Here is a 24927-nt window from a genome sequence, read left to right as displayed (position 1 = left end):
CGCTTTATGACCGTTGCGTCCGTCCAAAACCAAAGCGAAGCGTCGTTCGTCAAGAGCATGAAGTGCCGCGAGTGCGGCAACGAATACCCAAAGCAGCCCGTTCACGTCTGTGAATACTGCTTCGGACCACTCGAGATCGCCTACGACTACGAGGCCATCGGCCGTGCGCTGACGCGCAAGACGATCGAGAGCCGCGCGCCCTCCATGTGGCGCTACGCCGAGCTTTTGCCCATCGATGGTCCGCCCACCGTGGGGGCGCAGACGGGCATGACGCCGCTCGTGAAGGCCAACCGGCTCGCCGCTTGGCTGGGCGTCAAAGAGCTGTGGCTCAAGAACGACTCCGTCAGCTACCCCACCCTCTCCTTCAAGGACCGCGTGGTGTCCGTGGCCATCAGCAAGGCCCGCGAGTTCGGCATCAAGGTGGTGGCCTGCGCGAGCACGGGCAACCTGGCCAATGCCACCGCGTCGCAGGCAGCCTCTGTGGGCATGCCCGCCGTCATTCTGATCCCTCACGACCTGGAACCCGCCAAGGTGTTGGCCACGAGCGTCTACGGCGCGCGGGTCGTCGGGGTCAGCGGCACCTACGACGACGTCAACCGGCTCTGCTCGGAGATCGCCGGTAAGTACGGGTGGGGGTTCGTCAACGTGAACCTGCGTCCGTTCTACGCCGAGGGCTCCAAGGCCTTCGGCTACGAAATCGCCGAGCAGCTCGGATGGAAACTGCCAGCCCACGTCGTGGTGCCCATGGCAGGCGGCTCTCTCATCACGAAGATCGACAAGTCTTTCAAGGAGTTCACGAAGCTGGGCCTCGTCGAAGCCCGGGGCTCGACGAAGATTCACGGCGCGCAGGCCGCGGGCTGTGGCCCCATCGCTTCGATGGTGGTCGAGGATCGCGACTTCGTGAAGCCCGTGAAGACCCCACAGACGATCGCAAAGAGCCTGGCCATCGGAAACCCGGCAGACGGCATCTACGCCCGCCAAACGATGTTGGGCTCGGGGGGCTTCGCCGCCTTACCGAACGACGACGACATCTGCGATGCCATCCTGGCGCTGGCCGAACACGAAGGCATCTTCACCGAGACGGCCGGGGGGGTCACCCTGGGCGCGGCGAAGAAGCTGGTGGAGCAGGGGCGGATCGGGGCCGACGATGGACCCGTGGTCATCTGCATCACGGGCCAGGGCCTCAAGACGCAAGACCCCCTGGTCGAGCGGGTGCGCAAGCCCAGCTTGATTGGCCCCAAACTCACCGACTTCGACCAACTCGTCGGCAGTGGCACGTTCACCGGGTACCTCTCATAACCCCTCGATGGCAACTGCCTAACCAGACCGACCTGCCGAAAAGGAGACCGCGTTCATGCCCACCGTCCGCATTCCCACCCCGCTGCGCAAACTCACCAACGGCCTCGAAGAGGTCCAGGCCGGCGGCGCCAACATTGGCGAGGTGCTGAGCAACCTGGAAACTCAGTACCCCGGCATCAAAGAGCGCATCTGCGACGATCAGGGCAAGGTGCGCCGCTTCGTGAACATCTTCGCGAACGACGAAGACATCCGTTTCATGCAGAACCTGGAGACCCCCGTCAACGACGCCGACGAGATCTCCATCGTTCCCGCGATCGCGGGCGGCTGCTAAAGACGCCCTCACGCGCCCCGCTCCCTCCCTCGGCGGAGAGGCGGGGGCGGCAAGTGTGCCCATGAACCCCGCCGAAGCGCGCCGCTACGCCCGGCACGTGGCGCTCCCCGAGATAGGGCCCGAAGGACAGGAACGCTTCCTGCGTGCGACGGTCCTGTTGGTGCTTGCGCGCCACGGGGAGCCACAGGGGGCGTCATTGGCGCTCGAGACCGCGGCGCTTTACCTCGGCTTCGCTGGTGTCACGCGCTTTGCGGTGGTGGCTGACGGGCCCGACGCCAACGGGGCAACCCCTGCCGCACTTCGCCTCGTCGAGGCCTTGCGCCAGGCTTTGCCGCAAGCCCACTTCACCCTCGTGCCCCGCCCGCTGACAGGCACGGCGTGGCAAATCGCTCTCGGCGGCATCTCAGTAGGTGTGCGCGCAGATTTCGAGGACGACGCCTTCGTGCTCGCATGCCGCGACCTCGGCATGCCCGCCGTGGTGGCAAGGGCGCCAAGCCGCGACAGCGACACGCCCCTCGACCTCCTCTCCCTGCGTCCTGCAGGTCCGTCTGGCGCGCAGGCGCCGAGTGTGCCGCCGCCTTCGGTCTCGTCCCCCGACACCCCTGACCAAAGCGGCGCCGTGCTCGCTGGCACGCTGGCAGCGGCCGAAGCCCTGTGGGTCCTGGCAGGCAGGCCTCCGGGAGACGAAGCCGCGACAGCCACCGGCGTGATGCGCCACCTTCGTCTGCCGTTGGCGCCCTTCAATGCGCCGCCCGTGACCCAGAACATTCCCTGGCCCCCGAACCCTCCCACCGAGCCCGCATAGCCATGAGCACCGCGACCGCCGTTTCGCAACCCGCCTTGCACGACGACGACTATGCTTCCGAGCCCGAGCCCGTCGCCCGCGCGCGGGCACGTGTGGCCGACGACATTACGAAGCTCATCGGCCGTACACCCCTCGTGCGGCTCTCGGCGTTCGATGCGCCTTTTCCCGGCGTGGAGATCTGGGCCAAGTGCGAGTTCATGAACCCGGGGGGCTCCGTCAAGGACCGCGCGGCGGGCCAGATGATTCGCGATGCGTTCGCCGCGGGCCGCCTCACACCGGACAGAAGCCTCATCGACGCCTCGTCGGGCAATACCGGCATCGCTTACTCACTCATCGGCGCCGCGCTGGGGTTCGAGGTGACGCTGGTGCTTCCAGGCAACGTGTCGTGGGCGCGCAAGAAGATCACCCAGGCCTACGGCACGCAGCTGGTGTTCTCTTCCGAGCTCGAGGGCTCGGATGGTGCCATTCGGCTGTGCCGCAAGCTCGTCGAAGACACGCCGGGCCGGTACTTTTATCCGGACCAGTACGCGAACGAATCGAACCCGCGCGGCCACCAGCTGACCACGGCGCAGGAGATCTGGGAACAGACCGAGGGGCGCGTGACCCATTTCGTGGCGGGCATCGGCACGAGCGGCACGATCATGGGCACCGGGCGCGGTCTGCGGGCCCACAACCCTGCCGTGGAGATCTGGGCCGTCGAACCTGACGATGCGCTTCACGGACTCGAGGGGCTCAAACACATGGCCAGCTCGATTGTGCCCGGCATCTACCACCCGGACGAGCTCACGGGCGTGCTGCCGATGCCTACCGACGAGGCCTGGGACGTGAGCGAGCGGCTCGGCGCGGAGGCGGGCATCCTGGCGGGGCACTCTTCGGGGGCGGCCCTGGCCGGGGCCGTTCGCCTTGCCCAAGCCCTTGCCCGTAAAGGCCAGCCCGGTGTCATCGTGACAGTGTTTCCCGACCGCGCCGATCGCTACTTCGAGGCACCTGTCGAGCCGCGTGAACGCAACCGCTGAACCGCCACGAGCCCCCATGTCGAAGCACCCCACGATCACCCCCGAAGCCCTCGCCCTTCTCTACGCGCACGCACGACGGGACTATCCAAAGGAATGCTGTGGGATCGTCTTTGGGCCCAAGGACAGCGACCTTGCCACCCGGGCCCAGGCCTGCCGCAACATCCAAGACGAGCTGCACGCCGAGGATCCCGCGCAGTTCCCACGCGACGCCCGCACCGCCTACAACTTCGACGCCGGTGACATCTTCAAGCTACAAAAAAGCCTTCGGGGCGACGAGCCTGCCAAGATCATCTACCACTCCCACGCGAACGTGGGTGCCTACTTCAGCGACACCGACCAAGCCGCTGCCCGCATGGGCGACGAGCCCGCCTACCCGGTGGAGTACCTGGTCATCGACGCGCAGGCCCACGGCGTCGAGGGCGCGGTGCAGTTCGCCTGGGACGCCGAGGCCAAGTCGTACGTCGAAGTGAAGCGCTACGGTTGAACGCAAGGATTCGCTGACGGTTCCCCCACCCGCGGGGCCACGCGCGCGGCGATCAAGGCAGATGCATCATCTGCCGATGATGCGCCTGTGAGTGTGACCGCGTCTGGCGCCAAGCCGCTCGAGCCTCAGGCTCGGCCTGCGCGTGCGCCCGAAACGCTCCGCGAGCCCACGCCCCCCACGCCGAAGGCCCTTCCCGTTCGGCGCGTCACCATACCCGCTGCGGTCGCGCCGGTTCTGCAAATCCCCGACCTCGATGCGCGCATCTGGCTCTTGGCCGCGGTGCGGTTCATCGTCACCGCGGGCTTCGCCGTGGTCATGCCGTTTTTGGCCATGCACCTGGCGGTCGATCGCGGGGTGTCCGTGCTGCGTATCGGGGGTCTGTGGGCCCTGTCGAGCGCCGGCTGCGCGGCCATGCAGTGGCTGGCGGGGCACCTGGCCGACAAGCTGGGGCGCCGCCCCGTGCTGGTCTGGGGCATGGTGGTGCGCTCCGTGAATTTGGCGGTGCTGGGTTATGCCATTGGCCAGCAGGCTTCGTTTGCCGTGATTGGGGTCTTGGCGGTGCTCAACGGGGCGCTGCGCGGGTTCTACGACCCGGTGGCGTGGGCCGTGGTGGCTTCGCTCAGTTCGCGGGAAGAACGTGTGGCCGCTTTTTCGTTTCACCGCGTGGGCAGCAGCCTGGGGTGGGTGGCGGGTCCTCTCGTGGCCACGTTGGCAGCTGACGCCGAGTTCTCGACCCTTTTTTACGTGTGCGCGCCTTTCACGTTGCTGGCGCCAGCGATTGCCTTTTTGATTCCCGAGACCCGCCCCGAGGCCCCTCGGCAGACGCCCAAGCTCTTCGAGGTGCTGAGTTCGGGGGGCGACCCCGTGTTCCTGCGCTTCCTGATGGCGTCGCTCGCCTATTTCATGCTGCAAACGCAGATGTATCACATGATGTCGGTCTTTGCGGCGAAGTACGTGGGCCTCGGGCGCGCCCAGGTTGGCACGCTGTTCACACTCAACGCCATCTTCGTCGTGCTGCTGCAGATGCCCACCGTGCGCCTGATTCGGCGCTGGGGAACGGCCAAGGCGCTCGTGATCGGCTCGGTCGGCTACATGGTGGCGTTCGCCGCGTGTGGACTGGCGTGGAACTACCTGTCCCTGCTGGCCTGCGTGGGACTCATCACGTTGTGCGAGATCCTGACGGCGCCTGCGCAGCAGGCCAGAGTGACGGCGTTGGCCCCGCCTGACAAGGTGGCCCGGTACACGGGCGTGTTCGGCCTGTTTCAGGGTGCGGCTCAGACCTTGGGCCCCGTGCTCGGCGTCTTCCTGCTGGAGACGATCTCCCCGCGGGGCGCCTGGTTCGTGCTCGCGAGCCTGGGGCTCGTGGCCGCCCTGCTCTACCGAACGGCTGCGGCCCCCTCACGGGGTCGCTAGACCCCGCGCTCAGCGACGCACGATCTTGAGCAGCTCGAGCTCGAAGACCAGCGGCCCGGCGGGCAGACGGGGATCTTCGGGTTTGTCGCCGTAGGCCAGGTGCCCGGGAATCCAAAAGCGCGCAACCTCCCCTTCCACCATGTGGGTGAGCGCCTCCGAGAGGCCACGCACGGTCTCGGAAAGCTCGAAGATCTGCGGCTTGCCCTTGCGCTTCGAGGAATCGAAGAGCGTGCCATTGGCCCGGAAGCCCTCGAACTCCACGCGCACGAGGCTACCCGGATCCGGCATGAGGGTGCCCGTACCGGGCCGCAAGGTTGTTTTCGCCACCCCCGAGGCGAACCTCTCCGCATCCGGCGGAGGTGTGGCGAACGCAGGATCCAGAGCCTTGGCCCTCTCGGCCTGGGGCGAGTGGCCGAGCCCCTCGAGGTTCGGGCCGGTCCCCACACACCCCAAGAGCACGAGGGCGGGCACGGGACAGAGACCCCGGAGCGCCCGAGCGTTCACGGGGTCAACACCGTAGCGCCCGTGGTCAGGCGCGCTTCCAGGGCCTCGTGAGCCGCCGCCACATCGGACAGGGCGCGCCGGGCGCCCACGGGAATCGTCACCGCGCCTTGGCGTACCACCTCGATGAGCTCGCCTGCGCAGGCTTCCAGCTCTGCGCGTGTCGACGTATAGGCAAAGAGCGACGGACGCGTCACGAAGAGCGAACCCTTGGCAGCAATCACGCCCAGGTCGACCGGAGGCACCTTCCCTGACGACTGACCGAAGAGCACCATCATGCCGCGAGGGCGCAGACAATCGAGCGAGCCCTCGAAGGTCGAGCGGCCCACACCGTCGTAGACCACGGAGACCTTCTTGCCGCCGGTGACCTCGGCAACTCTCGCGACGAAGTTCTCCTGGGTGTAGTCGATCACGTGGTCACACCCATGCGCCCGCGCCACGTCGGCCTTGACGGCCGAGCCCACCGTTCCGATGACCGTAGCACCCAGATGCTTTGCCCACTGGCAAGCGATGAGACCCACGCCCCCTGCGGCGGCATGGAAGAGCACGAAGTCGCCGGGCTGCACGCGGTAGGTTTGACGGAGCAGATACTGTGCGGTCATGCCCTTGAGCATCATCGCCGCCGCCGTGTCGTCGGCGATCTCGGGGGGGATTTTGATGGCCCGCTCAGCCGGTAGCAGGCGCACGTCGGCGTAGGCGCCGAGGGGCCCACCCGCATACGCAATGCGGTCGCCCACCGCGAAGCCCGTCACGCCCTCCCCCACGGCCTCCACCACACCAGCCGCCTCGAGGCCGGGTACGAAGGGCAGCCCCGGAGGCACGTACTGGCCCGTCCTGTAGTAGACGTCGATGAAGTTGAGACCCACGGCCGTGTGGCGCACCCTCACCTCGTGCCCCGCGGGAGGGGGCACGGTGACCTCTTCCACGCGCAAGACCTCGGGCCCCCCGAACTCGTACACTCGCACGGCACGCGACATGCATTTTTCATAGCGCCCCACCCCTTCGGTGCAAGCCGCGTCGTCGCGTTGGACGGCGCCTTCAAGCTGGGCTAGAAACCACCGGGTGGAACCCCTTTTCCTGAGAGCCTGTCGCGGTGAAACCACGGAACGTCCACCCCTGTGGCTGATGCGGCAGGCAGGGCGCTATCTGCCCGAGTACCGCGCGCTCCGCGCCAACGTGTCCTTTTTGGACCTGTGCAAGGATCCCGCCCTGGCGGCGGAGGTCACGCTTCAACCGCTGCGCCGGTTCGGATTCGATGCGGCGATTCTCTTTTCCGACCTGCTGGTTCCGCTCGAACCCATGGGTCTCGAGGTCGCCTTCACGGAACTCGGCCCTTCGATCGCCAACCCGGTGCGGTCTGCCAGCGATGTCGAACGGCTGCACGACTTCGCCCCTGCACAGGGCACGCCTTTCGTGCTCGAAACCATCAAGCGGCTTCGCCCCGAGCTCGACAAGCTGAACACCCCGCTCATCGGGTTTGCGGGGGCGCCGTTCACGGTGGCTACCTACGCGATCGAAGGAAAAACCTCGAAACGCTTCATCGAAACGAAGCGCCTCTTTTATACGGCCCCCGAGGCCAGCCGGCGTCTGCTGGACAAGCTGGCGGAGACCACCGCCCGTTATCTCCTGGCTCAGGTCGAGGCGGGCGCCCAGGCGATTCAGATCTTCGATTCCTGGGTGGGCGTGGTGTCGGCAGAAGACTGGGAGCGCTTCGTGCTGCCCCCCACGCGCGCCCTGGTGCAGGCCGTGAGAGCCTCGGGCGTGCCGGTCATCTACTTCCCGAACGGCGCCACCACCCTGCTCGATCGGGTGGCCAACGTGGGCGCCGACGTTTACGGCATCGATTGGCACCTTCCCCTCTCCGAGGCGCGCCTGCGGCTGGCGGCAGGGGGGGCGCCGGACGCCGCCATCCAGGGCAATTTGGACCCGGCTCTGTTGCTCGGGCCGCGGGACGAGGTCGTGGCCCAAGCCCGTCGTATCATCGAGCAAGGGCAGCGGCGCGGACACGTGTTCAACCTCGGACACGGCATCTACCCCGATACACCGCTCGAAACCGTGGAAGCGCTGGTTCACACGGTCAAAAACGGGTAAGTCCAGCGAGGTCCTCAGGCCCCGGGCCTTGGCGCCATTTGCCTGCGCAGCTCAGTGCCGGAGGCCCAGCATCAGCACGGCCGTCTCGACGTAGATGAAGATACCCATCACGTCGAGCATGGACGCAATGAACGGCCCCGAAGCCACGGCGGGGTCCATGCCCAGATGCCTGATCAGGAGCGGCATGCCCGCACCCACGACCGAACCCAAGGTGACGCAGGCGATGAGGGCGGTACCCACGGCGAGGGCAAACCGGTATCCCTCTTCGCTGCCGATGAACGTGGCCATGATCATGCCAAGGCCGCCTAGAATGGTCCCTAGAGCCAGGCCCATGCGCATCTCGCGCGACAGGATCTTCACGGCATCGCCTAGCTCGAACTCTCCCAGCGCCATCCCGCGGATGACGAGGGCGGCGGACTGATTGCCCGTGTTTCCGCCCGAAGAGATGATGAGGGGAATGAAGAAGGTGAGCGCAACGACGGTTGCCGTGACCGTGCCGTAGTGTTTGAGTACGCTCACGGTGAAGCTCTGTCCGATGAACAGCACCACCAGCCACACCGCCCGGCTCCGCAGGTATGTCCAAAAGCCCGTATCGAAGTAGCTACCTTCCGTGGGGGCCACGGCGCCCAATTTTTGAATGTCCTCGGCCTGCTCTTCCTTGAGCACGTGCACCACGTCGTCGACCGTGACGATGCCGAGCAGCTTGTGATGAGCGTCCACTACCGGCAGGGCCAGGAGGTCGTAGCGCTGGAAGATGCCCGCAACCTCTTCCTGGTCCATCTCGGCCGGCACCGAGACCACGTCGGCCTCCATGATCTCAGAGATTCTCTTCGTGGCCGGCGCGAGCACGAGATCCCGCAAGGACACCGCCCCCACGAGGGTGCCGTTGGGATCGACCGCGAACGCCTCGTAGATCGTCTCTTTTTCCTCGGCCGTGCGCCGGACCTGCTCGATCGCCTTTTCCACCGTCACTTCGGGGGACAATGTGACGTACTCGGTGGTCATCAGACCACCGGCGGATGATTCGCCGTAATGGATGAGGTCGCGGACGTCCTGCCGCTCCTCTTTGTCCATGCGGGAGAGGATGTCCGAGCGGACGTCCTCCTCGAACTCCTGGAGAAGGTCGACGCGCTCGTCGGCCGACATCAGGTCGGCCAGCTCGGCCGCCACGGTGCGGTCGATCTGCTGAACCAGCTCGGCCCGGCGGCCCGGCTCCATGGAGTCGAGCGCCTCGGCCACCGCATCGCGGGGCAGGTTCGTGAGCAGCTTGATCGCAGGCCCGTCTTCGAGCTCGGCGATGAGCTCGGACAGATCCGCGGCGTGGAGCTCGTCGGCCAACTCAGCCAGCTGCGCTGGATCGGTCAGGAGCTCCTCGTCGAGATCGGGGCCAAGAAGGCTGGCAAGCCGCATGGTCATGCCCGATAGAGTGTCAGGCGAAGGTCGGCTGCGCCCCTACATACTAGGGGGTCAAGCAGCGGATGTCGGGCAAGGCCCCGGGCAACTTGTAGTAGCTGAACACTTCTTCGTTCGCGCCGGCTACCAACATGTGGCGAACGGCGCCCTGCACGCAGCTCGCGTTGCGAACCGGCACAACGGCCAGTCCCTCTCCCAAGCCCGCGTTCGCCTCGGGATCGTGATCGGTCACCACCGCGAAAGGCAACGCGGGAGCGTTGACGTTGTAAAGGTACACCGCCCCGGCCCCAAGGGTCCCGCTTGCGGGGAAGGCCGGTGCCGCGATGGCGACCTCCAGGCCCGGCACACCGTCGGCCTCGATGAGGGCCACACGCGCGCCGAACTCCGCCTGCGTGGCGTCGGGTGGCGCCGTGAAAACGACGGCCGGTACCGGAGGGACGGCAGGGTTGAAGGGTCCGAGGAAAACGAGCACCTGTGACGGCGGTGCCCCCACGACCAAGTCCACGAAGGCGTCGGCGTTGACGAACCCCGCCGCCACGGACGAGCCGAAGGTGGGCAGGCCCGGGACGGAGATCGACAGGGGGCAATCGAGCTCGGCCGGCTGTCGGGAGAGCAGGACCACCGCACCTGCCCCCGCGGCGGCAGGAACGCCCACCGCGATTTCGCCCCCGGGCAGTTCGGGGATGAAGTCACCGATCGCCGGATTGAGTCCACGCTGGTAGATCAAAGCCCGGTTGAGGTCGGGCGCAACGAGACAGCGGCTCGCAGGCGTCAACACCGCGAGCGCCCCGTCCTCGACGAGGGTCACCCCAAAATCGGCCTGGATCACCCAGTCCTCGAACTGCGGCAGCCCTGAAACGTTTCCGGTCGCCACCCCACGACCAAAGCCTTTTGCCCCTGTCGCGGGGTCACCTGCCAACGTCAGAGGCGCCTGAACCTGCTGGTCGGCCAGGCGGAACGTGGGACCTGGCTGAATCAAGAGGCGGAAGACGCCTCCGAACGGGATGTCGGCCACCTTGAAGCGCGCTGTGCCGATGAGAACCGAGGGCACACCTTCATCGGGTCGGGGCGCCGCCGCGGCGAGCGCGGTGGCAGGTTGCCCCGCCAGCGGGGCCAAAACCGTATCCGGCACGTTATAGGCCGTCGTCTTTCCGAAGCGGTCGACGTCGATGAGGGCTGCCGCCACCTTGGTCACGGAGGCGACCAAAAACCGTGCCGACACTTCGGGTTTGTCATCGGGCGGGGGCAACGCCACGACGAGCCGGCCCACGTCCGTGCCGAGATAATCGGAAGGAGCCTCGGTGCTCCGTACGGGGGCGTTCTCGACGGCCTCGTCGAGTTTGCGCCAGTCGCATCCAGAGACCACAGGGGCCAAGGTCAGGCAAAAAAACAGCACACGCTGAAAGCAGTTCATGATCAAAACCTCCCCGTCGCGAAGAGTCCGCCGCCCCCGGGCAGACCCACCGGCGTGATGGCAATGTTTTTTTCGTCGAGCTCGCCCTGGCTGGGGGGGCCCGAACGAAGGAAGTTGTAGACGGACATGATCCCGGTGATGGCGCTGATGCCGAAGGCGACGTTCGCGCCAATCGCCCAGATCTTGCCCTCCTGGACACGGGGATCGTTGTTGTCGATGAGCGCGCCGGCCTTGATGTCGTCCTTGAGGCCCTTTTCCCGATCCTGGGATTGCAGCCCCGCATAAACGCCGCCTCCCAGGAAAAGCGCCGAGATGACTGCCGTGGTCCAGGCGCGCCCGCGGGGTGGCTCGGGGCTCCACTGGACCTCGACCAGGGTTTGCACCGCCTGTTTGACCTCGAGCGTGGCTTCGTAGTCCTCCATGCCGGCAAGCTCCACCCTCACCTGGTGAGACCCAGGCATGGCTTCGGCTTGGCAAGGCGTCGTACAGGCCAGTTTGTCGTCGACGTAAAGTTTGCCCCCCCGGCTCTTTTTGCCCACCACCGCCACCCAGCCCACCGAAAGTTTCTCGAGGTCGATCATGTGCGTGGTGGCCGTTCCCGGCTCGACGACGATCTCTTTTTTCACGGTGCCGTAACCGGCTTTTTCGACCCACACGGTGTGGTTGCCTGGCTTGATGTGCCCCGTGTACGGGGTACGCCCGATGGCGCCGATTTCCTTTTTGTCCAGGAAGACGTCGGCGCCCGCCACGTTCGAGGCGATCTCGACCCACCCCAAAAAGTGCTCTTCGGACAGGGCGATGTAGACCTCGAGGATCTTGTCCGGACGGGGATGGATGAGCCGTGTCTCGGGCTTGAAGCCCTTGGACTCGAGAATGACCTTCACCGGTCGAGGTTCGAGGGAGCCCTCCCACTGCGTGGTGCCGAGCGGCCCGTTCTTTTTGTCTTCCAGGTAAATCGTGGCGCCCTTCGGCTTCGAGTCGATGATCACGAGACCCTTCGTCTCGAGCGCCGGCAACATGGCCACCTCGGCCGGCGCCACAGGGGCCTGACCGGGTTCGGGCGTCGGCTGCGCCTGGCTGGCTGCCAGCACGCGCCGCAGGCCCTGGAGTCGCAGTTCGACGTCCCGCTTGTCCTTGGCCTCGGCGTTTCTGTCGAGGTAACGCTCAAAGTAGTCGATGGCCAGCTCCCATCGCTGGCTCCGCTCGTACGCCACGGCCGCGTTGAACAGAAACGCGGCGTAGGGCTTCTTCTCGTAAGCCGAGACGAACTTCGCGGCCGCTCCGTCGAACTGCTCTTTGATGAAGAGGCGTTGCGCCTCCTCGAACTCGGCCTTCGCGGCCTGAAGCTCCGCGTCCGCGACGGGCGCTGCCGTTGCGGGAGGAGCGCTTGAAGCCGCCGGCGCTGCTGCCCCCTCCGCCCCCGCCTCCTGGGCGGATACAGGCCCCGCCGTCGTGACCACCCAAGCCACCCACAAGGTGGCGCATCCAACGATGCTGCAAGCTCGAATCATGGCCCCGCAGCTTGCGTCATGGACGCGACGCAATCAAGAGTGTTGGGCCTCACGCGATGAAGGTTTCACGTTCGGGTACACCGTCCCACATAGCGGCTCCTGTGCGCATCATGGCTCGCCCTCTGCACGAGATTGTCGCACGGGCACCCGCTGCCGAACCGCGCATCCGCGGGCATGTTGAGCTATCGTTGTCCTCATGGCCAAGCCGATCGACGAGGTCGCTGTCTTGGGTGCTGGCGTGATGGGAGCTGCCATCGCCGCCCACCTGGCGAACGCGGGATTCAAGGTGTTGCTGCTCGATATCGCGCCAAGGGATGCGCCCCCCGGCGATGCCTGGGCCCGAAACCGGATAGCGCGTGACGGGCTCGCGCGGGCCAAGGCGAGCAAACCCGCCAGTTTCTTCTCCAAGCGCTTCGAGCCCCTCGTCACCGTGGGCAACCTCGATGACGATCTCGGGCGCGCCGCCGCCTGCGACTTCATCGTCGAGGCCGTCATCGAAAACCTCGCGATCAAAAGGTCCCTTTACGAAAAGCTCGACGCCTTGGGCGGGGGTGCCGTGATCGCCTCGAATACGTCGGGGTTGCCGCTGGCCGAGCTGGTCGCGGGCCGAAGCCACGCATTCAAGCAGCGCTTCTTGATCACGCATTTTTTCAACCCGCCCCGCTACTTGAAGCTGGTCGAAGTGGTGACGGGCGAAGAGACCTCGGACGCGGCGGTCGCCCTGGCCGAACAGGTCTGCGGAACCTACCTCGGCAAGGGGCTGGTGCGAGCCAAGGACACGCCCAACTTCATCGCCAACCGCGTGGGCACGTTCTCGCTCATGCGCACGTTGGCCCTGGCCGTGGAACAGCGCTACACGGTGGAAGAAGTCGACGCCATCTTCGGCAAGCCACTCGGCCGCCCGAAGAGCGCGGTGTTCCGGACGGCCGACGTGGTCGGCCTGGATACGCTGGTGCACGTCGCCAACAACTGCCACGAGGCCCTCACGAACGATGAGCGCCGGGAGGTCTTCGCGCTTCCTGACGTGCTCAAAGAGCTCGTGGAGCGCAAGTGGCTGGGGAGCAAAACCAAGCAGGGATTTTACAAAAAAGAGGGCGCGGGCATCGTTCAGCTCAACCTCGCCACGCTCGCCTACGAGCCCCTGACGAAGCCGCGTTTTGCCTCGATCGGTGCGACCAAGGGCGTCGATGACCTCGATGAGCGGATCCGCCGTGTGGTGAACGGAGACGACCGGGCCTCGAGCCTCGCCCGTCAGGTGCTCTACGAAACGCTGATCTATGCCGCCAACCGCATGGGAGACATCGCCGACAGCGTGGTGGACGTGGACCGGGCTCTCAAGTGGGGCTTCGGCTGGGAGCGGGGCCCCTTCGAGACCTGGGACGCGCTGGGCGTGCCCGAGACGATCTCCAAGATGGAGGCGGCGGGTCTCGCCGTGCCCGCCTGGGTGAAGGAACGCGTGGCCGCAGGCGAAACCCACTTCTACGAACGCGAGACACCCACCGAGCTGCGGCAGCTGGCGGTCCGTGGGGGGTACCACCCCGTGCCGCAGGACGAACGCCGCCTCTCGCTCGAGGAGGTGCGTGCGTTCGGCGGCGAGGTGGAACGCAACGCCGGCGCGTCGTTGCTCGATCTCGGCGACGGCGTGTTCTGCGTGGAGTTCCACGCGAAGATGAACGCCATCGATGCCGACATCGTCAGCATGATGCAAAAGGGCGTCGAGCGCGCCGAGCGTGACGGCGTGGCCCTCATCATCGGTAACGAAGCGCCCGACGCGTTCTGCGCGGGAGCCAACCTATTTTCGCTGATGGTGGGCTTGTCCCAGAACAACTACGCCGCCGTCGACCAGATTCTGATCGGATTTCAAAACGCCTGTATGCGGACCCGCTATGCCCGCGTACCGGTGGTGTGTGCGCCCTTCGGTTTGGCCCTGGGTGGAGGCGCCGAAGTGGTTTTGGGATGCCCGCACGTGCGGGCGGCCGCCGAACTTTACGTGGGCTGCGTGGAGGTGGGGGTGGGCCTCATTCCCGCAGGCGGCGGGTGCATGGAGATGGCGGCCCGCGCGTCGGCACTGGCCGACACGAACCCGAACGTTGACCTGCTCGCCCTCGTGCGCCAGCCGTTCGAGTATCTCGGCACCGCCCGGGTGTCGACGAGCGCCGAAGAGGGGCGGGACCTCGGCTACCTGCACGCGCACGACTCGGTATCGATGAGCCGCGACACCCTGCTGGCCGACGCCAAGCAGCTCGCGCTGGGGCTCGCCCGGGCCGGCTACCGCCCGCCCCCTCCCCGCCGCGTCAAGGTGGTGGGCACCACGGGCGCCGCCACCATGAAGGCGGCCCTCCACAACCTGGCGGATGCTCACCGCATCAGTGAGCACGACGCCAAAATCGGAAGCCACCTGGCGCGCATCCTATCGGGTGGGGACGTGGCGCCGGGCGCCCGCGTGACCGAGCAGCATCTGCTGGACCTCGAGCGGGAGGCCTTCCTCTCGCTCTGCGGCGAGGAAAAGTCCCGCGCCCGCATCCAGCACATGCTCACCACCAGCAAGCCCCTGCGCAACTAACGGAGACACCATGCGAGACGTCGCGATACTATCTGCTGTCAGGACCCCGATCGGGCGTGCGATTAAGGGCAATCTTCGCAACACCCGCCCCGACGATCTCGGCGCTCTGGTGGTCAAGGAGGCCCTACGGCGTGCCGAAGTGGAGGGCGCAATCCCCGAAGACCTCATCTTCGGCTGCGCCCTTCCGGAAGGTGAGCAAGGTCTGAACGTCGCGCGCCTGGTTGGCCATCTCGCCGGGCTGCCGGACGAGGTGCCCGCCATGACGGTCAACCGGTTTTGCGCCTCCGGCCTGCAGGCTACGGCGATCGCCGCCGAGCGCATCGCCCTCGGCGCCATCGACGCGGCCATCGCGGGCGGTGTCGAGTCCATGTCGATGATCCCCATGGGTGGCAACAAGGTGGCGCTGAACCCCACCTTGGTCGAGACGTTCCCGGATGCCTACATCCCGATGGGCAACACGGCCGAAAACGTGGCGCGCAGGTTCAACGTCTCACGCGAGGACCAGGATGCCTTTGCGCTGCGCAGTCACCAAAGGGCCGTGGCAGCCTGGGACGAGGGGCGCATGGCCGCCGAGTGTGTTCCCGTGGACACCCGGGTCTGGGAGGACGACCGTTGGATCGCGACCACGGTGGATCGAGACGAGGGGCCGCGCAGCGACACATCCCTCGAGCGTCTCAAGACCCTGGCACCCGCTTTCGACCCCACGGGTTCGGTGACGGCGGGCAATTCGTCTCCCCTCAACGACGGCGCCGCGGCCGTGGTGCTCATGAACGCCGATACGGCTCGGAACACAGGCAAGAAGGTGCGCGCTTACTTTCGCGGCTTCGCCGTGGCGGGGGTGCCGCCGGCCATCATGGGAACGGGACCCGTACCCGCGGTTCGCAAACTGCTGCATCTGCTGGGGATGAAGGTGGACCAGATCGACCTTTTCGAGCTGAACGAAGCCTTTGCCTCGCAGGCCCTTTACTGCATGCGCGAGCTGGGCCTGCCCGAGGAGCGCGTCAACGTAAACGGCGGCGCCATCGCCCTGGGTCATCCGCTCGGATGCACGGGGGCCCGCCAGATCGCGACGGCCTTGCACGAACTCGAGCGCCGCCAGGGCCGCTACGCGGTGCTCACGATGTGCATCGGCGGCGGTATGGGCGCTGCAGGCCTCATCGAGCGGGCCTGAGCCACCCGGGCCCGAGAACGACGCTTCGCCACGGTTTACGGTGCGGGGTCAAACAACCCCGCGGCCGTCGGCCGTGGCCGCACGCGGCGCAGGCGCGGACAGCGGCGGGAACTCCTGCGTGGCGGGCCGTCCATTCCTCAGGGGCTCGGGTGTCACTTCGGCGGAGGCCGGCCCCAGTACGCGCACAAGCGCCCGGATGCGAACGAAGGCGGAAAGGTTCGCGCCGAGAGCGATGAGCCCCAAGGCCGTCACCAGCGGCAAATGCCGGAGAGCAAAGGAGCCTTCGGGGCCAATCCACAGCGCCCAAAGCGGCAGGAAGCCTGCGGCGGTCAGCAAGTAAACGGCACGCTCGGCGCGTCGCATAACCCCGCGCGGTATTGACACCTGCATGGCCTCAGCTTTGGCCGAGACATAGCTCGTCAGGTAAGCGCCCGACAAAGCCATCAGGCACAAGCCCAAAATCCAAGGCTGCTCCCGGAAGTACACCGCCACCCCAACGAAGAGCAGTGACTCGGTCACGCGATCCAAGATCGAGTCGAGGGCTTGACCGCCGCGGGTCGAGCCGCCTTGACGTTGGGCCAGGAGGCCGTCGAGCGCATCGCAGAACGCCCCGACCATACCGAAGAGCCCCGCAAGCGCAAACCAGCCCTGCACGGCGAACAATCCGGCAAGCGCCGCGGGAAAGAGCCCGAAGACCGTCACGCCGTTCGGGGTTGCGCCCAGCCGGTCGAGCAACGACACGATGGGCCGCAGCAGCCAGTAACCAAGCTCCATCACCGGGACGGAGAGCAGGGCGCTGCCGCCGTCCTTGTCCAATCGGCTCGCCCGGGCTCGACCCAACCACGCAAGCCGGAGCAAGTAGGCCGCCGTGGCCGTAAGCACCAGGCCGAGCAGCCCGAAGGAAGTCCATGTATCGACGCTCAAGGTGTCAATCCTTTCGCCCGGACCTCCCCATCGCCCATCGGCCCGAACGACAAGTGTCTCTGCAAATGAGCCGCCATCGCATCTCCCCCCCGCCCAGTCAGCGCCCCAAGGGGTCCCCAAGGTAAGCAAGTCATCAGCTTTGGGTGTGAGATGCCAGACCCCCTCGTAAGTTGCAACGTGAATCGTTTTTGGGGGCGCAGCAGCCGCCTTGGGGCCCGAGGTTCAGGGCCAAGCTCGCTCTGCGTCACGGGGACGAAACACGGAGCCGCTCCATCCACTTGGCCAAATCGGCCGGCAGCTCCGCCTCGAAGTTCAGGGGTGCTCCGGTGACGGGATGCAAGAAGCCGAGGCGCGCGGCATGCAGCGCCATACGGGGCGGCCGCGGGCCGCGAACGCTCGCACGCGCCACGTCGGGATCTCCCAACACCGGGTGGCCGAGGCCGCCGACGTGAAGGCGGATTTGGTGGGTGCGTCCCGTTTCGAGGGTCACCGTCAAGGCTGTCGCGAAGGTCCCGAAACGTTCCGAAACCGCGACGTGCGTCACGGCCCGCTTCCCTCGGAGCGCGCGGTCAATCGTGCGAAGGTCGTCGGGGAACGCCCCGGCGACCACGGCAAGGTAGGCACGGTCGATGTCGTGGGCCGCGAAGCGCTCCGAAAGGCGTCTGTTGGCCTGGGGTGTTTTCGCAAACACCAAGACCCCACTCGTTTGCAGGTCTATGCGGTGCACCACAAAGAGGGTCTGGCGGCGCGCGTGTCGTCGGGCCAGGAGGTCGGCCAAGTTGTTGCGGTCGCTTTCGGGGGTGGGGGCCGTCAGGAGCCCGGCCGGCTTGTTCACGACGACCAGGTCAGCGTCCTCGAACAAAACCGTGAACGAGGGCAATCTCTCAGCGTCGTGAGCGCGGGCGGCCTCCCCTACCCGGTTCTGTGCGCGCGCCAAAGCCCCCCCGATGAAGGCTTTGATTTCGTCCCCCGTGGCCACGAGGCGGCTGGCCACCTTCGTCCGCACACCGTTGACGAACACGCCGCCCAGATCGAGCAGCGTTCGCGCTTGCCGCCGCGACAGATCGGCGACGTGGCGGGGCAGCACCTGGTCGAGCCGCATCCCCGTCTCGTCTTCGCCCACCCGAAACAACTCCGTGCGGGCGCGAATGGGCAAGCTCCCGGACGCGGGCTTCGGCGGGGCGGGCGCTCGCGGCTCGTCTTCCTCCATGAAGCGACCGAACGTAGCAGGCACACCCGGCGCAGCCAACCGGATGCGACCCAAGCCGCGCACGTTCCGCCAGGTCGGCGTATCCTGGAATGGATATGGCTGCTGCGAAGTCTGAGGACGGAACTCGACCTGTGTTGCGCGTGGGTGCCTCGACCTGCCTTCTGGGTGCCAAGGTGCGCTTCGACGGTCAGCACAAGCGTGACGGTTTCCTCATGGACGTACTTGCGCCCTACGTGACCTGGGTCCCGGTATGCCCGGAGGTGGAGGTAGGCATGAGCATTCCGCGCCCCATCGTGCGCTTGCAACGCCTGGGAGACGGTCGGACGCACATGATCGCGCCCGACTCCGGTGAGGACTGGACCACGCGCATGGAACGCTTCGCGCGCAAGCGCGTGGCGGAGCTCGAAGACGAGGACCTCGACGGCTACGTGCTCAAGCGCGCCTCGCCAAGCTGCGGGATGGAACGGGTGAAGCTCTACCCGCCTCCCGACGCGCAGGGACGATTGGGGGCCCCCTCCAAAGAAGGCGTGGGGCTGTTTGCCGCCGCGTTGCGGGAGCGCTTTGCCAACCTGCCCATCGAGGAAGAGGGGCGACTCTCCGATCCCCCCTTGCGAGAAAACTTCATCGAGAGGCTCTTCGCGTACCACCGCCTCAAGGCTCTGTGGGCCGGCTCGTGGAAGCTGGGCGACCTCGTGGCGTTCCACACGGCCCACAAACTCACGCTGATGGCGCACTCCGTGGAGGCGTACCGGTCCCTGGGAAAGCTGGTGGCCGAGTCGAAACACCACAGCCGTTCCGCCCTGCGCGCGGCCTACGAGACCGGGTTCATGCAGGCCATGACGAAGCGGGCCACGCCGGGACGAAACGCAAACGTGATGCAGCACATGGCCGGGTACCTCCGTCCGATGCTCGATCCGGAGGACAAGGCCGAGTTGGCCCAGCTCATCGAAGACCACCGGAAAGGGCAAAGTCCGCTCGTCGTTCCGCTCACCTTGCTCAAGCACCACATCCGGCGGCACAAGGTGGCTTACCTCGAGGGCCAAACCTACCTCGAACCGCATCCGCGAGAAATGATGCTGCGCAACCGCGTTTGACCCCCGCCGAAAAACGCGAAAACCCCGCCCGGCAAGGCCGAAGCGGGGTTTTTCGCGTGTGCGGAGCCAAGCTCCGACGCCGGATTAGAGGCCCTTGGCCACCATGTACTTGAGCAGGTCGACCACGCGGTTCGAGTAGCCCCACTCGTTGTCGTACCAGCTGACCAGCTTGAAGAAGTTCGGGTTCAGCTCGATGGACGAGCCCGCATCGTAGATGCTCGAACGCTTGTCATGGATGAAGTCGCTCGAAACGACCTCTTCATCCGTGTAGCCCAAGATCCCCTGAAGGTAGGTCTCGCTGGCGCCCTTGAGAGCCGCGTTCAGCTCCTTGAGGCTGGTGGCCTTCTCGGTCTTGAAGGTCAAGTCGACCACGGAGACGGTGGGGGTAGGCACGCGGAAGGCCATGCCGGACAGCTTGCCTTTCACCTGCGGCAGCACGAGCCCCACGGCCTTGGCGGCACCGGTGGAGGACGGGATGATGTTGATGGCGGCGCTGCGGCCCCCCTTCCAGTCCTTACGGCTCGGGCCGTCGACCGTCTTCTGGGTCGCCGTGTACGAGTGGACGGTGGTCATGAGACCTTCGGTCAGACCGAAGCCCTCTTTGAGGACCACGTGCACGAGAGGCGCCAGGCAGTTCGTGGTGCAGCTCGCGTTCGAGACCACGTGGTGCGCCTTCGGGTCGTACTTTTCCTCGTTGACGCCCATCACGACCGTGATGTCTTCGTTCTTGCCGGGGGCGGAGATGATGACCTTCTTGGCGCCCGCATCGATGTGCCCCTGAGCCTTTTCCTTGTCGACGAACAAGCCCGTCGACTCGATCACGACGTCGACGCCGAGATCTTTCCAGGGAAGCTCCGCCGGGGTGCGGGCGCTGACGACCTTCACCTCTTTGCCGTCGACCGTGAGCACCTCGTCCGACTTGAAGCCGGCCTCACCCTCGAAGCGACCCTGGACCGAGTCGTACTTGAGAAGGTAAGAGAGATTGTCGGCGGGGACGATGTCGCCCACGGCCACGACCTCGAAGTCCTTACCGAACAGCCCCTGGCTGTACAGAGCGCGGAAGACCAGGCGGCCAATCCGCCCGAAACCATTGATTGCAATTCGCGTAGCCATGTTTTCGTTTGCTCCTCGTTTCCAGTTGCCGCGGCGGCGCCACGTCCCGTGAAACCGAGCGACTTCTAGCACGGAATGTCGCTTCCGGAGCGACGCTTTGTGGAAAAAATTCCGCACGCATCGCCTCCGCCTGCAGACGCGGGGTTCGCTATCCTTCCGCGGGTTTGCAGCCACCTACCCCACCCCCCGCGCCCGTCGCCGCCCCACCGCCCGTCCTTGCGGCCTCTGCGGTGAAACAGGCGGCCCGCGATTGCGGCTTCGCCCTGGCCGGCCTCGCGCGGGCCGAGCCGCTGCCCCCCGAGCCGCTCATGCGGTGGTTGGCAGCCGGCTACGCGGCGGATCTGACGTGGATGGCCGAAACTGCGGCGGCCCGGCTCGACCCCAGCCGCGTGCAGCCCGGGATTCGGGCTGTGCTGGCCCTCGCGATCCCCTACCACCGACCGGCTGACGAGGTGAGTTCCCTCGCCCGCTACGCACGTGGGCGGGACTATCACTACACGCACCGCGATCGGCTCAAGCGCCTGCGCAAGCGCCTTTTGCAGCTGGATCCCGGGCTGTGGAGCTACGCCTGCGTCGACACGGGCCACGTGATGGAGCGCCCCTGGGCGGTACGCGCGGGGCTTGGATGGGTCGGCAAGAACGGTTGTCTCATCAACCCCGAGCTTGGATCATGGCTCACGTTGAGCGTGATGTTCCTGAACCGTGACGTCGACGCCTACGACACGCCCGGAGAGGATCTCTGCGGCAGCTGTGACCGTTGCCTAAAGGCCTGCCCCACCGAGGCGTTTCCCGAACCTCGCGTCGTGGACGCGCGCAAGTGCATCGCCTACCACAGCATCGAGAACAGAGGTGCTGTCCCGCGCGACGTGCGCCCCGGCTTCCGCGCCGGCGCCTTCGGCTGCGACATCTGCCAGGAGGTGTGTCCCTACAACCGTCGCCCTGTGCCCTCGTTGCAGGACCCGGCGGGGGCGGCACGACCCCTCTCCGCATGGCCCCTCGAAGCGCTCGCAACTCTTTCGCGCGAAGACTGGGAGCGCCTGAGCCCCGGAACGGCTCTGCCCCGCATCGGGTACGTCGGCCTCCGAAGAAACGCGGTGCTGGCCCTCGGAGCTGCCCGTAAAACGGCGGCACGGACACTGCTCGAGGCGCTGCGCCACGATCCCGAACCGCAGGTGGCCGAGGCGGCAGACTGGGCGCTCGCGCGGCTTTTGCAGCGGACCGAGACGCTGCGGGCCGCGACCGAGTCCGCCGAAGCTGCGAGCGCCTCGCCTCCTCGCCGCCCACCAGGTCAGGGGCGGTAAGCCTCGAGCGCGCTCAACACCGCGAGCAGGCTCTGCCGAGCCCCGCCGGTGGCCACCTCCGCGTGGGCCCGCACGTGGGGCGCCAGGCCCAGGCTGGGGAAGGTGGAGAGGCGTTCCACAGCCAGGCTGCGCAGCGGCCCCTCTTCCTCGCGAATGACGTCGAGGAGCACCAGCGCCGCCTCGAGAATGGGCACGTCCGCGATCGCAGCCAGCGCGGCCTCGCGCACGAGGGGGTCGCCGGCCTCACGCAGAATGCGGGCCAGGGGCTCGAGCCCGTCTCGGAAATGAAGCCCTCGAAGGGCCCGGCGCGATTCGCTTCTCACCCGCTCGTCCGGATCCTCGAGCCCGGCGCGAATGGTGGCGAAGCTGCGTTTGCACAGGACGCGCCCCACGGCTCCCATCACCGCCGCGCGCACCTCGGGGGCAGCATGCCGGGCGAGGCGCTCGAGCGGCGCCAAGACCTCGTAGACCTCCACGTCACCAAGCCCCGCGATCACCACGCGCGCAGCGTCCGGCACCTCGAGCCAGCGTGGCTCGGTGACGGCGGTCAGCAGGGCCAGGAGCGCCGCACGTACGAAACGCACGTGGTCGGTGCGCTCGACGACCACCACCGACAGGGTCGCCTCGACGTTTCCGTCGAGTTCCCACTCGACGAGGTCCTGCCAGGCGATGTCTTGATAAGCGCCCGCGCTCTTGAACGCCGCAGGCAGGGCGGCAAGAGGCGCCGCGCTTTGCACCGCCCCCGCGTAACGCTCGGCAAGGCTTGCGTACCGGGCGGTGCGCGCCGGATCGAGAGGCAGCTTCGCCAGGTCCTCGTAGACCTTCCCCATGAGGGGGCCGTCGCCGAGCGAAGTCGCGGCGTCCAGCGCCGCAGCCAGCGCGTTTTCGGCCAGCTCGGGGGCCTGGGCTTGCGAAAGCCCCTGCGCCGCAGCCGCGCACCAGAGATCCACCGCCTTGCGAAGGAAGTCTTGCTCGAAGGCCAGACCATGTCGGCGGCTATAGTCGGCGGCATCGAGAGCGATCGTCGCCGCCGCATGAAACTCCATGCGTTTCGCGGCAGCCGTCATGAAATCGTCCATGTACTGCAAAGCGAAGTCGCGTTGGCCGTCAGCCACCAAGATCCGGATCGCGTTGACGTAGCCCTCGGCGAGGTTCTCGAAGGCACCTCCTGGCCCCTGCCCCACCCGCAGGATCAGCAAGTAGCAGTCGAAGGCGCGTTCGCGCTGCCCACCACTTTCGTACTCGTCGGCCAGCGCCTCGAGGCGAGACACCGCCTGGCACAAGTGCTGGCCGGCGGCGTCCTCTTCTCCGAGCGCACGTTCCAGGCGCGCGAGCATGAGATAAACGAGCGCTGTTTCGTAAGGCCGGCGGCGAAGCCGCGGATCCCGCTCGAGCTTTTCCCACAACGTGCGGGCCCCGGGCAGGTCACCCGCCGTTTCGAGCTCCCGCGCCGCAAGCACCCACAACCCTGCCCGCGCGAGTCCCTGGGCGGCCTCGCGGCGACGTCCTTGGCGGGCGAGCGCCAGCGCCCACGGCACGGGGTCCGTTGCCACCTGCAGGGCCGCCTCGACCTCCGTGAACCGCCGCAGCGCAAGCTGAATGAAGCCCACCGCCCGCGGCATCTTCAAAGCGCGGTAAGCGCCGAGCGCGCCCTCGAGCCAGCTTTCGTAAAGGCCCGGCTCGAAGACGGCCACGCGTGAAAGCAAGCTTCGGTAAAGGCCAAGGGCCTCGGCCGCTTGCCCGGCCCGCAGCGCACGGTCGGCGCGCTCCTTAGCCTCGAGTTCGTCACGTGTGGGCACGCGCAACATCCTCCACGATGGCAAGGGCCTTGCGTTTGCGCAGCTCGGGCGCCGCGAAGTCCGCCGAGGTCACCACCTGGTGCCGGTGAAGAAGCGGCAAGTACGGCAGCGCCAGGGGCCGCGAGGGCAGCACGAACACCCCGTAGAGCCGCGCCTGCTCCGCAAGGCTCTCGACGAGATCGACGGGCACGTGGCACTCGCCGTGCGTGATGAAGGTGATGGCGAGCTCCCGCGGCCCGCGCCGCTGGAGCCGACGCGCGTCGGCCAGCACGTCCTCGAACACGCGCGCGTAGTGTCGCCCCCGCTCCGACCGGAACGACAAGATGTGGGGCAGCTCGTGGCCAGCCGCGGCGCCCACGGGAATGCGGCGGTGCAGACGGCTGTCGAAGAAGCGAAAGCTGACCACGTCCCCCTGAAGGCTGAGCTTTTTGGCCAACGCCACGGCCAAGCCCCGTGCGCATACCTCTCTCAAGCCCCGCATGGAAGCCGAGGCATCCACCAGGACCCAGTGTTCGCGGGAGACGGTCTCGAGCCGCCTCTCGTGACCGTAGTAGAGCAGTTCGTCACCCAGGACCTTCTGCGCGAAGATGTCACTGTCGTGCGCCAGCTCGGAAGGCAAGAGCGCGTCGATGCTGCCCCTTCGCTCGACCGAAGCGTAACCGTCGATGGAAAAGCGCTGAGCGGCGGTGGAGCGCTTGGTCTCCAGGACGGAAGGCAAGAGCTGCAGCGAGAACTCGACCGCACGACCCCCTACCGGGCTGCCGAGGAGGTTGTAAAGATCGAGCAGGTCGGTGGGCGCCGCCCCCGAAAACATGCCCAGCAGGCGCAAGGGCCCAAGGTCGATCTGTTCGCAGCGGGCCAGCACCAGGTCTCGCTGGCTGACGAGGTGGCTCAAGAACCCGAGGGCCCAGGCCGGGTCGAAACGCGCGGCCAGCTCGGCCGGTGACAGCCCCAGCACGCCCGCCGCCGTGGGCAACTCCGGGACCCCAACCGGACGCACGCCCGAGCCCGCCCAGCGGCGGTAGACATCAGCCAGCATGCGGGCGACGAGCACCGCCTCGAACTCGACGGGCAAGGGACGACGGACCATGGCCTGCAGGGACGGCGTCTCGGCCAGGGCACGCAGGAGCGCCACGTAGCGCGTGCAGAGGTCCGCGGCGCGCCGATCGGAAGGGCGCCCACCCCGGGCCGCCAGCTCCTCGTCGCTGGGAGGCTGCACGCCCGAGAGCATCCGCTGCAGGTCGTAAACGACGAAAAGTGGGGGCTCGAGGCCGAGCCGAGCCAACGCGTTCCGACACGTGAGGCTCTGCGCCACGGCGGCCGGGCCCGCAAGCGGTGCCAGCGCCGAGAACACGAGGGTGGCGACCTGGCGGCCGAGCTCGGCCATCGCCAGCGCCTCGCCCTCTCGCCCCCCCGCTGCAAAAACCATGGCCCCTAGCGTACCGCACTCCCGAAGGGTGCGCGCCGGCCCCGG

At 67.0% G+C, this 24927-nt stretch carries 21 protein-coding genes; 11 read left to right on the top strand and 10 right to left on the bottom strand.

What is annotated here, in order from left to right:
- Positions 1–6: 6 nt before the first annotated feature.
- The 6 genes from thrC (at position 7) to KA712_22295 (ending at position 5348) form a co-directional block, all read left to right on the top strand.
- A complete protein-coding gene (thrC, locus tag KA712_22320) occupies positions 7–1299 on the top strand; it encodes a threonine synthase (protein MCG5055702.1) in 1293 nt (430 codons plus the stop codon).
- A gap of 55 nt (positions 1300–1354) precedes the next feature.
- Positions 1355–1630 (top strand): MoaD/ThiS family protein, encoded by a 276-nt coding sequence (locus KA712_22315; GenBank protein ID MCG5055701.1) that lies wholly within the window; start codon positions 1355–1357, stop codon positions 1628–1630.
- A gap of 61 nt (positions 1631–1691) precedes the next feature.
- Positions 1692–2435 (top strand): hypothetical protein, encoded by a 744-nt coding sequence (locus KA712_22310; GenBank protein ID MCG5055700.1) that lies wholly within the window; start codon positions 1692–1694, stop codon positions 2433–2435.
- Positions 2436–2437: 2 nt separating this feature from the next.
- Positions 2438–3451: a cysteine synthase family protein gene (locus KA712_22305; protein MCG5055699.1), complete on the top strand. Its 1014-nt coding sequence runs from the start codon at positions 2438–2440 to the stop codon at positions 3449–3451.
- 16 nt (positions 3452–3467) lie between these two features.
- Positions 3468–3935 carry a Mov34/MPN/PAD-1 family protein gene (locus tag KA712_22300; protein MCG5055698.1) on the top strand — a complete coding sequence of 156 codons (468 nt, stop codon included), beginning with the start codon at positions 3468–3470 and terminating at the stop codon, positions 3933–3935.
- Between the two features lie 93 nt (positions 3936–4028).
- Positions 4029–5348 (top strand): MFS transporter, encoded by a 1320-nt coding sequence (locus KA712_22295; protein ID MCG5055697.1) that lies wholly within the window; start codon positions 4029–4031, stop codon positions 5346–5348.
- A gap of 9 nt (positions 5349–5357) precedes the next feature.
- Here KA712_22295 and KA712_22290 read toward each other — a convergent pair whose 3' ends face one another.
- A complete protein-coding gene (locus tag KA712_22290) occupies positions 5358–5852 on the bottom strand; it encodes an FKBP-type peptidyl-prolyl cis-trans isomerase (GenBank protein ID MCG5055696.1) in 495 nt (164 codons plus the stop codon).
- Entirely contained in the window at positions 5849–6826 is a 978-nt protein-coding gene (locus KA712_22285) for a quinone oxidoreductase (protein ID MCG5055695.1), read from the bottom strand. Before KA712_22285 ends, KA712_22290 begins: the two co-directional genes overlap by 4 nt.
- An 85-nt stretch (positions 6827–6911) precedes the next feature.
- Between KA712_22285 and hemE the strand changes: the two genes are divergently transcribed.
- Positions 6912–7940 carry a uroporphyrinogen decarboxylase gene (hemE, locus tag KA712_22280; protein MCG5055694.1) on the top strand — a complete coding sequence of 343 codons (1029 nt, stop codon included), beginning with the start codon at positions 6912–6914 and terminating at the stop codon, positions 7938–7940.
- Between the two features lie 51 nt (positions 7941–7991).
- Here the strand turns inward: hemE and mgtE are convergent, their stop codons facing one another.
- Genes mgtE through KA712_22265 form a run of 3 tightly spaced genes read right to left on the bottom strand, consistent with a single transcriptional unit; the run spans position 7992 to position 12278 of the window.
- Positions 7992–9356 (bottom strand): magnesium transporter, encoded by a 1365-nt coding sequence (gene mgtE / locus KA712_22275; protein ID MCG5055693.1) that lies wholly within the window; start codon positions 9354–9356, stop codon positions 7992–7994.
- A 43-nt stretch (positions 9357–9399) separates the two neighbouring features.
- Complete coding sequence (locus KA712_22270) at positions 9400–10767, bottom strand: hypothetical protein (protein ID MCG5055692.1); 1368 nt, start codon at positions 10765–10767, stop codon at positions 9400–9402.
- 2 nt (positions 10768–10769) lie between these two features.
- Positions 10770–12278, bottom strand: a complete 1509-nt coding sequence (locus tag KA712_22265; protein MCG5055691.1) for a PEGA domain-containing protein — start codon at positions 12276–12278, stop codon at positions 10770–10772.
- Between the two features lie 196 nt (positions 12279–12474).
- Between KA712_22265 and KA712_22260 the strand changes: the two genes are divergently transcribed.
- On the top strand, positions 12475–14841 hold the full coding sequence (locus KA712_22260) for an enoyl-CoA hydratase/isomerase family protein (GenBank protein MCG5055690.1): 2367 nt from the start codon (positions 12475–12477) through the stop codon (positions 14839–14841).
- A 10-nt stretch (positions 14842–14851) separates the two neighbouring features.
- Complete coding sequence (locus tag KA712_22255) at positions 14852–16012, top strand: thiolase family protein (protein ID MCG5055689.1); 1161 nt, start codon at positions 14852–14854, stop codon at positions 16010–16012.
- Between the two features lie 48 nt (positions 16013–16060).
- Here the strand turns inward: KA712_22255 and KA712_22250 are convergent, their stop codons facing one another.
- Positions 16061–16936 carry a CDP-alcohol phosphatidyltransferase family protein gene (locus KA712_22250; GenBank protein ID MCG5055688.1) on the bottom strand — a complete coding sequence of 292 codons (876 nt, stop codon included), beginning with the start codon at positions 16934–16936 and terminating at the stop codon, positions 16061–16063.
- Positions 16937–17180: 244 nt separating this feature from the next.
- A complete protein-coding gene (locus tag KA712_22245) occupies positions 17181–18209 on the bottom strand; it encodes an RluA family pseudouridine synthase (GenBank protein ID MCG5055687.1) in 1029 nt (342 codons plus the stop codon).
- Between the two features lie 32 nt (positions 18210–18241).
- On the opposite strand from KA712_22245, the gene KA712_22240 reads away from it, so the two are divergent.
- Entirely contained in the window at positions 18242–19240 is a 999-nt protein-coding gene (locus KA712_22240) for a DUF523 and DUF1722 domain-containing protein (protein ID MCG5055686.1), read from the top strand.
- Positions 19241–19324: 84 nt separating this feature from the next.
- Here KA712_22240 and gap read toward each other — a convergent pair whose 3' ends face one another.
- Positions 19325–20353, bottom strand: a complete 1029-nt coding sequence (gap, locus tag KA712_22235) for a type I glyceraldehyde-3-phosphate dehydrogenase (protein ID MCG5055685.1) — start codon at positions 20351–20353, stop codon at positions 19325–19327.
- A gap of 230 nt (positions 20354–20583) precedes the next feature.
- On the opposite strand from gap, the gene queG reads away from it, so the two are divergent.
- The gene (gene queG / locus KA712_22230; protein MCG5055684.1) at positions 20584–21654 is read left to right on the top strand and encodes a tRNA epoxyqueuosine(34) reductase QueG; all 1071 of its coding nucleotides are present in this window, start codon (positions 20584–20586) and stop codon (positions 21652–21654) included.
- Here queG and KA712_22225 read toward each other — a convergent pair.
- Positions 21642–23453: a HEAT repeat domain-containing protein gene (locus tag KA712_22225; protein MCG5055683.1), complete on the bottom strand. Its 1812-nt coding sequence runs from the start codon at positions 23451–23453 to the stop codon at positions 21642–21644. The genes queG and KA712_22225 overlap by 13 nt on opposite strands.
- Positions 23440–24882, bottom strand: a complete 1443-nt coding sequence (locus KA712_22220; protein MCG5055682.1) for a hypothetical protein — start codon at positions 24880–24882, stop codon at positions 23440–23442. Before KA712_22220 ends, KA712_22225 begins: the two co-directional genes overlap by 14 nt.
- Positions 24883–24927 lie beyond the last annotated feature (45 nt).

This window comes from Myxococcales bacterium (assembly GCA_022184915.1).
Classification (GTDB): Bacteria; Myxococcota_A; Polyangia; order Fen-1088; family Fen-1088; genus JAGTJU01.
The sequence above is the reverse complement of the archived record's forward strand: the minus strand, read 5'-3'. Positions and strand labels throughout refer to the sequence as shown.

What these genes read in the sequence shown, in the direction of transcription:
- thrC (MCG5055702.1), top strand. Translation starts at nt 7, where the DNA reads ATGACCGTTGCGTCCGTCCAAAACCAAAGCGAAGCGTCGTTCGTCAAG.
- KA712_22315 (MCG5055701.1), top strand. Translation starts at nt 1,355, where the DNA reads ATGCCCACCGTCCGCATTCCCACCCCGCTGCGCAAACTCACCAACGGC.
- KA712_22310 (MCG5055700.1), top strand. Translation starts at nt 1,692, where the DNA reads ATGAACCCCGCCGAAGCGCGCCGCTACGCCCGGCACGTGGCGCTCCCC.
- KA712_22305 (MCG5055699.1), top strand. Translation starts at nt 2,438, where the DNA reads ATGAGCACCGCGACCGCCGTTTCGCAACCCGCCTTGCACGACGACGAC.
- KA712_22300 (MCG5055698.1), top strand. Translation starts at nt 3,468, where the DNA reads ATGTCGAAGCACCCCACGATCACCCCCGAAGCCCTCGCCCTTCTCTAC.
- KA712_22285 (MCG5055695.1), bottom strand. Translation starts at nt 6,826, where the DNA reads ATGTCGCGTGCCGTGCGAGTGTACGAGTTCGGGGGGCCCGAGGTCTTG.
- mgtE (MCG5055693.1), bottom strand. Translation starts at nt 9,356, where the DNA reads ATGACCATGCGGCTTGCCAGCCTTCTTGGCCCCGATCTCGACGAGGAG.
- KA712_22270 (MCG5055692.1), bottom strand. Translation starts at nt 10,767, where the DNA reads ATGAACTGCTTTCAGCGTGTGCTGTTTTTTTGCCTGACCTTGGCCCCT.
- KA712_22265 (MCG5055691.1), bottom strand. Translation starts at nt 12,278, where the DNA reads ATGATTCGAGCTTGCAGCATCGTTGGATGCGCCACCTTGTGGGTGGCT.
- KA712_22260 (MCG5055690.1), top strand. Translation starts at nt 12,475, where the DNA reads ATGGCCAAGCCGATCGACGAGGTCGCTGTCTTGGGTGCTGGCGTGATG.
- KA712_22255 (MCG5055689.1), top strand. Translation starts at nt 14,852, where the DNA reads ATGCGAGACGTCGCGATACTATCTGCTGTCAGGACCCCGATCGGGCGT.
- KA712_22240 (MCG5055686.1), top strand. Translation starts at nt 18,242, where the DNA reads ATGGCTGCTGCGAAGTCTGAGGACGGAACTCGACCTGTGTTGCGCGTG.
- gap (MCG5055685.1), bottom strand. Translation starts at nt 20,353, where the DNA reads ATGGCTACGCGAATTGCAATCAATGGTTTCGGGCGGATTGGCCGCCTG.
- KA712_22220 (MCG5055682.1), bottom strand. Translation starts at nt 24,882, where the DNA reads ATGGTTTTTGCAGCGGGGGGGCGAGAGGGCGAGGCGCTGGCGATGGCC.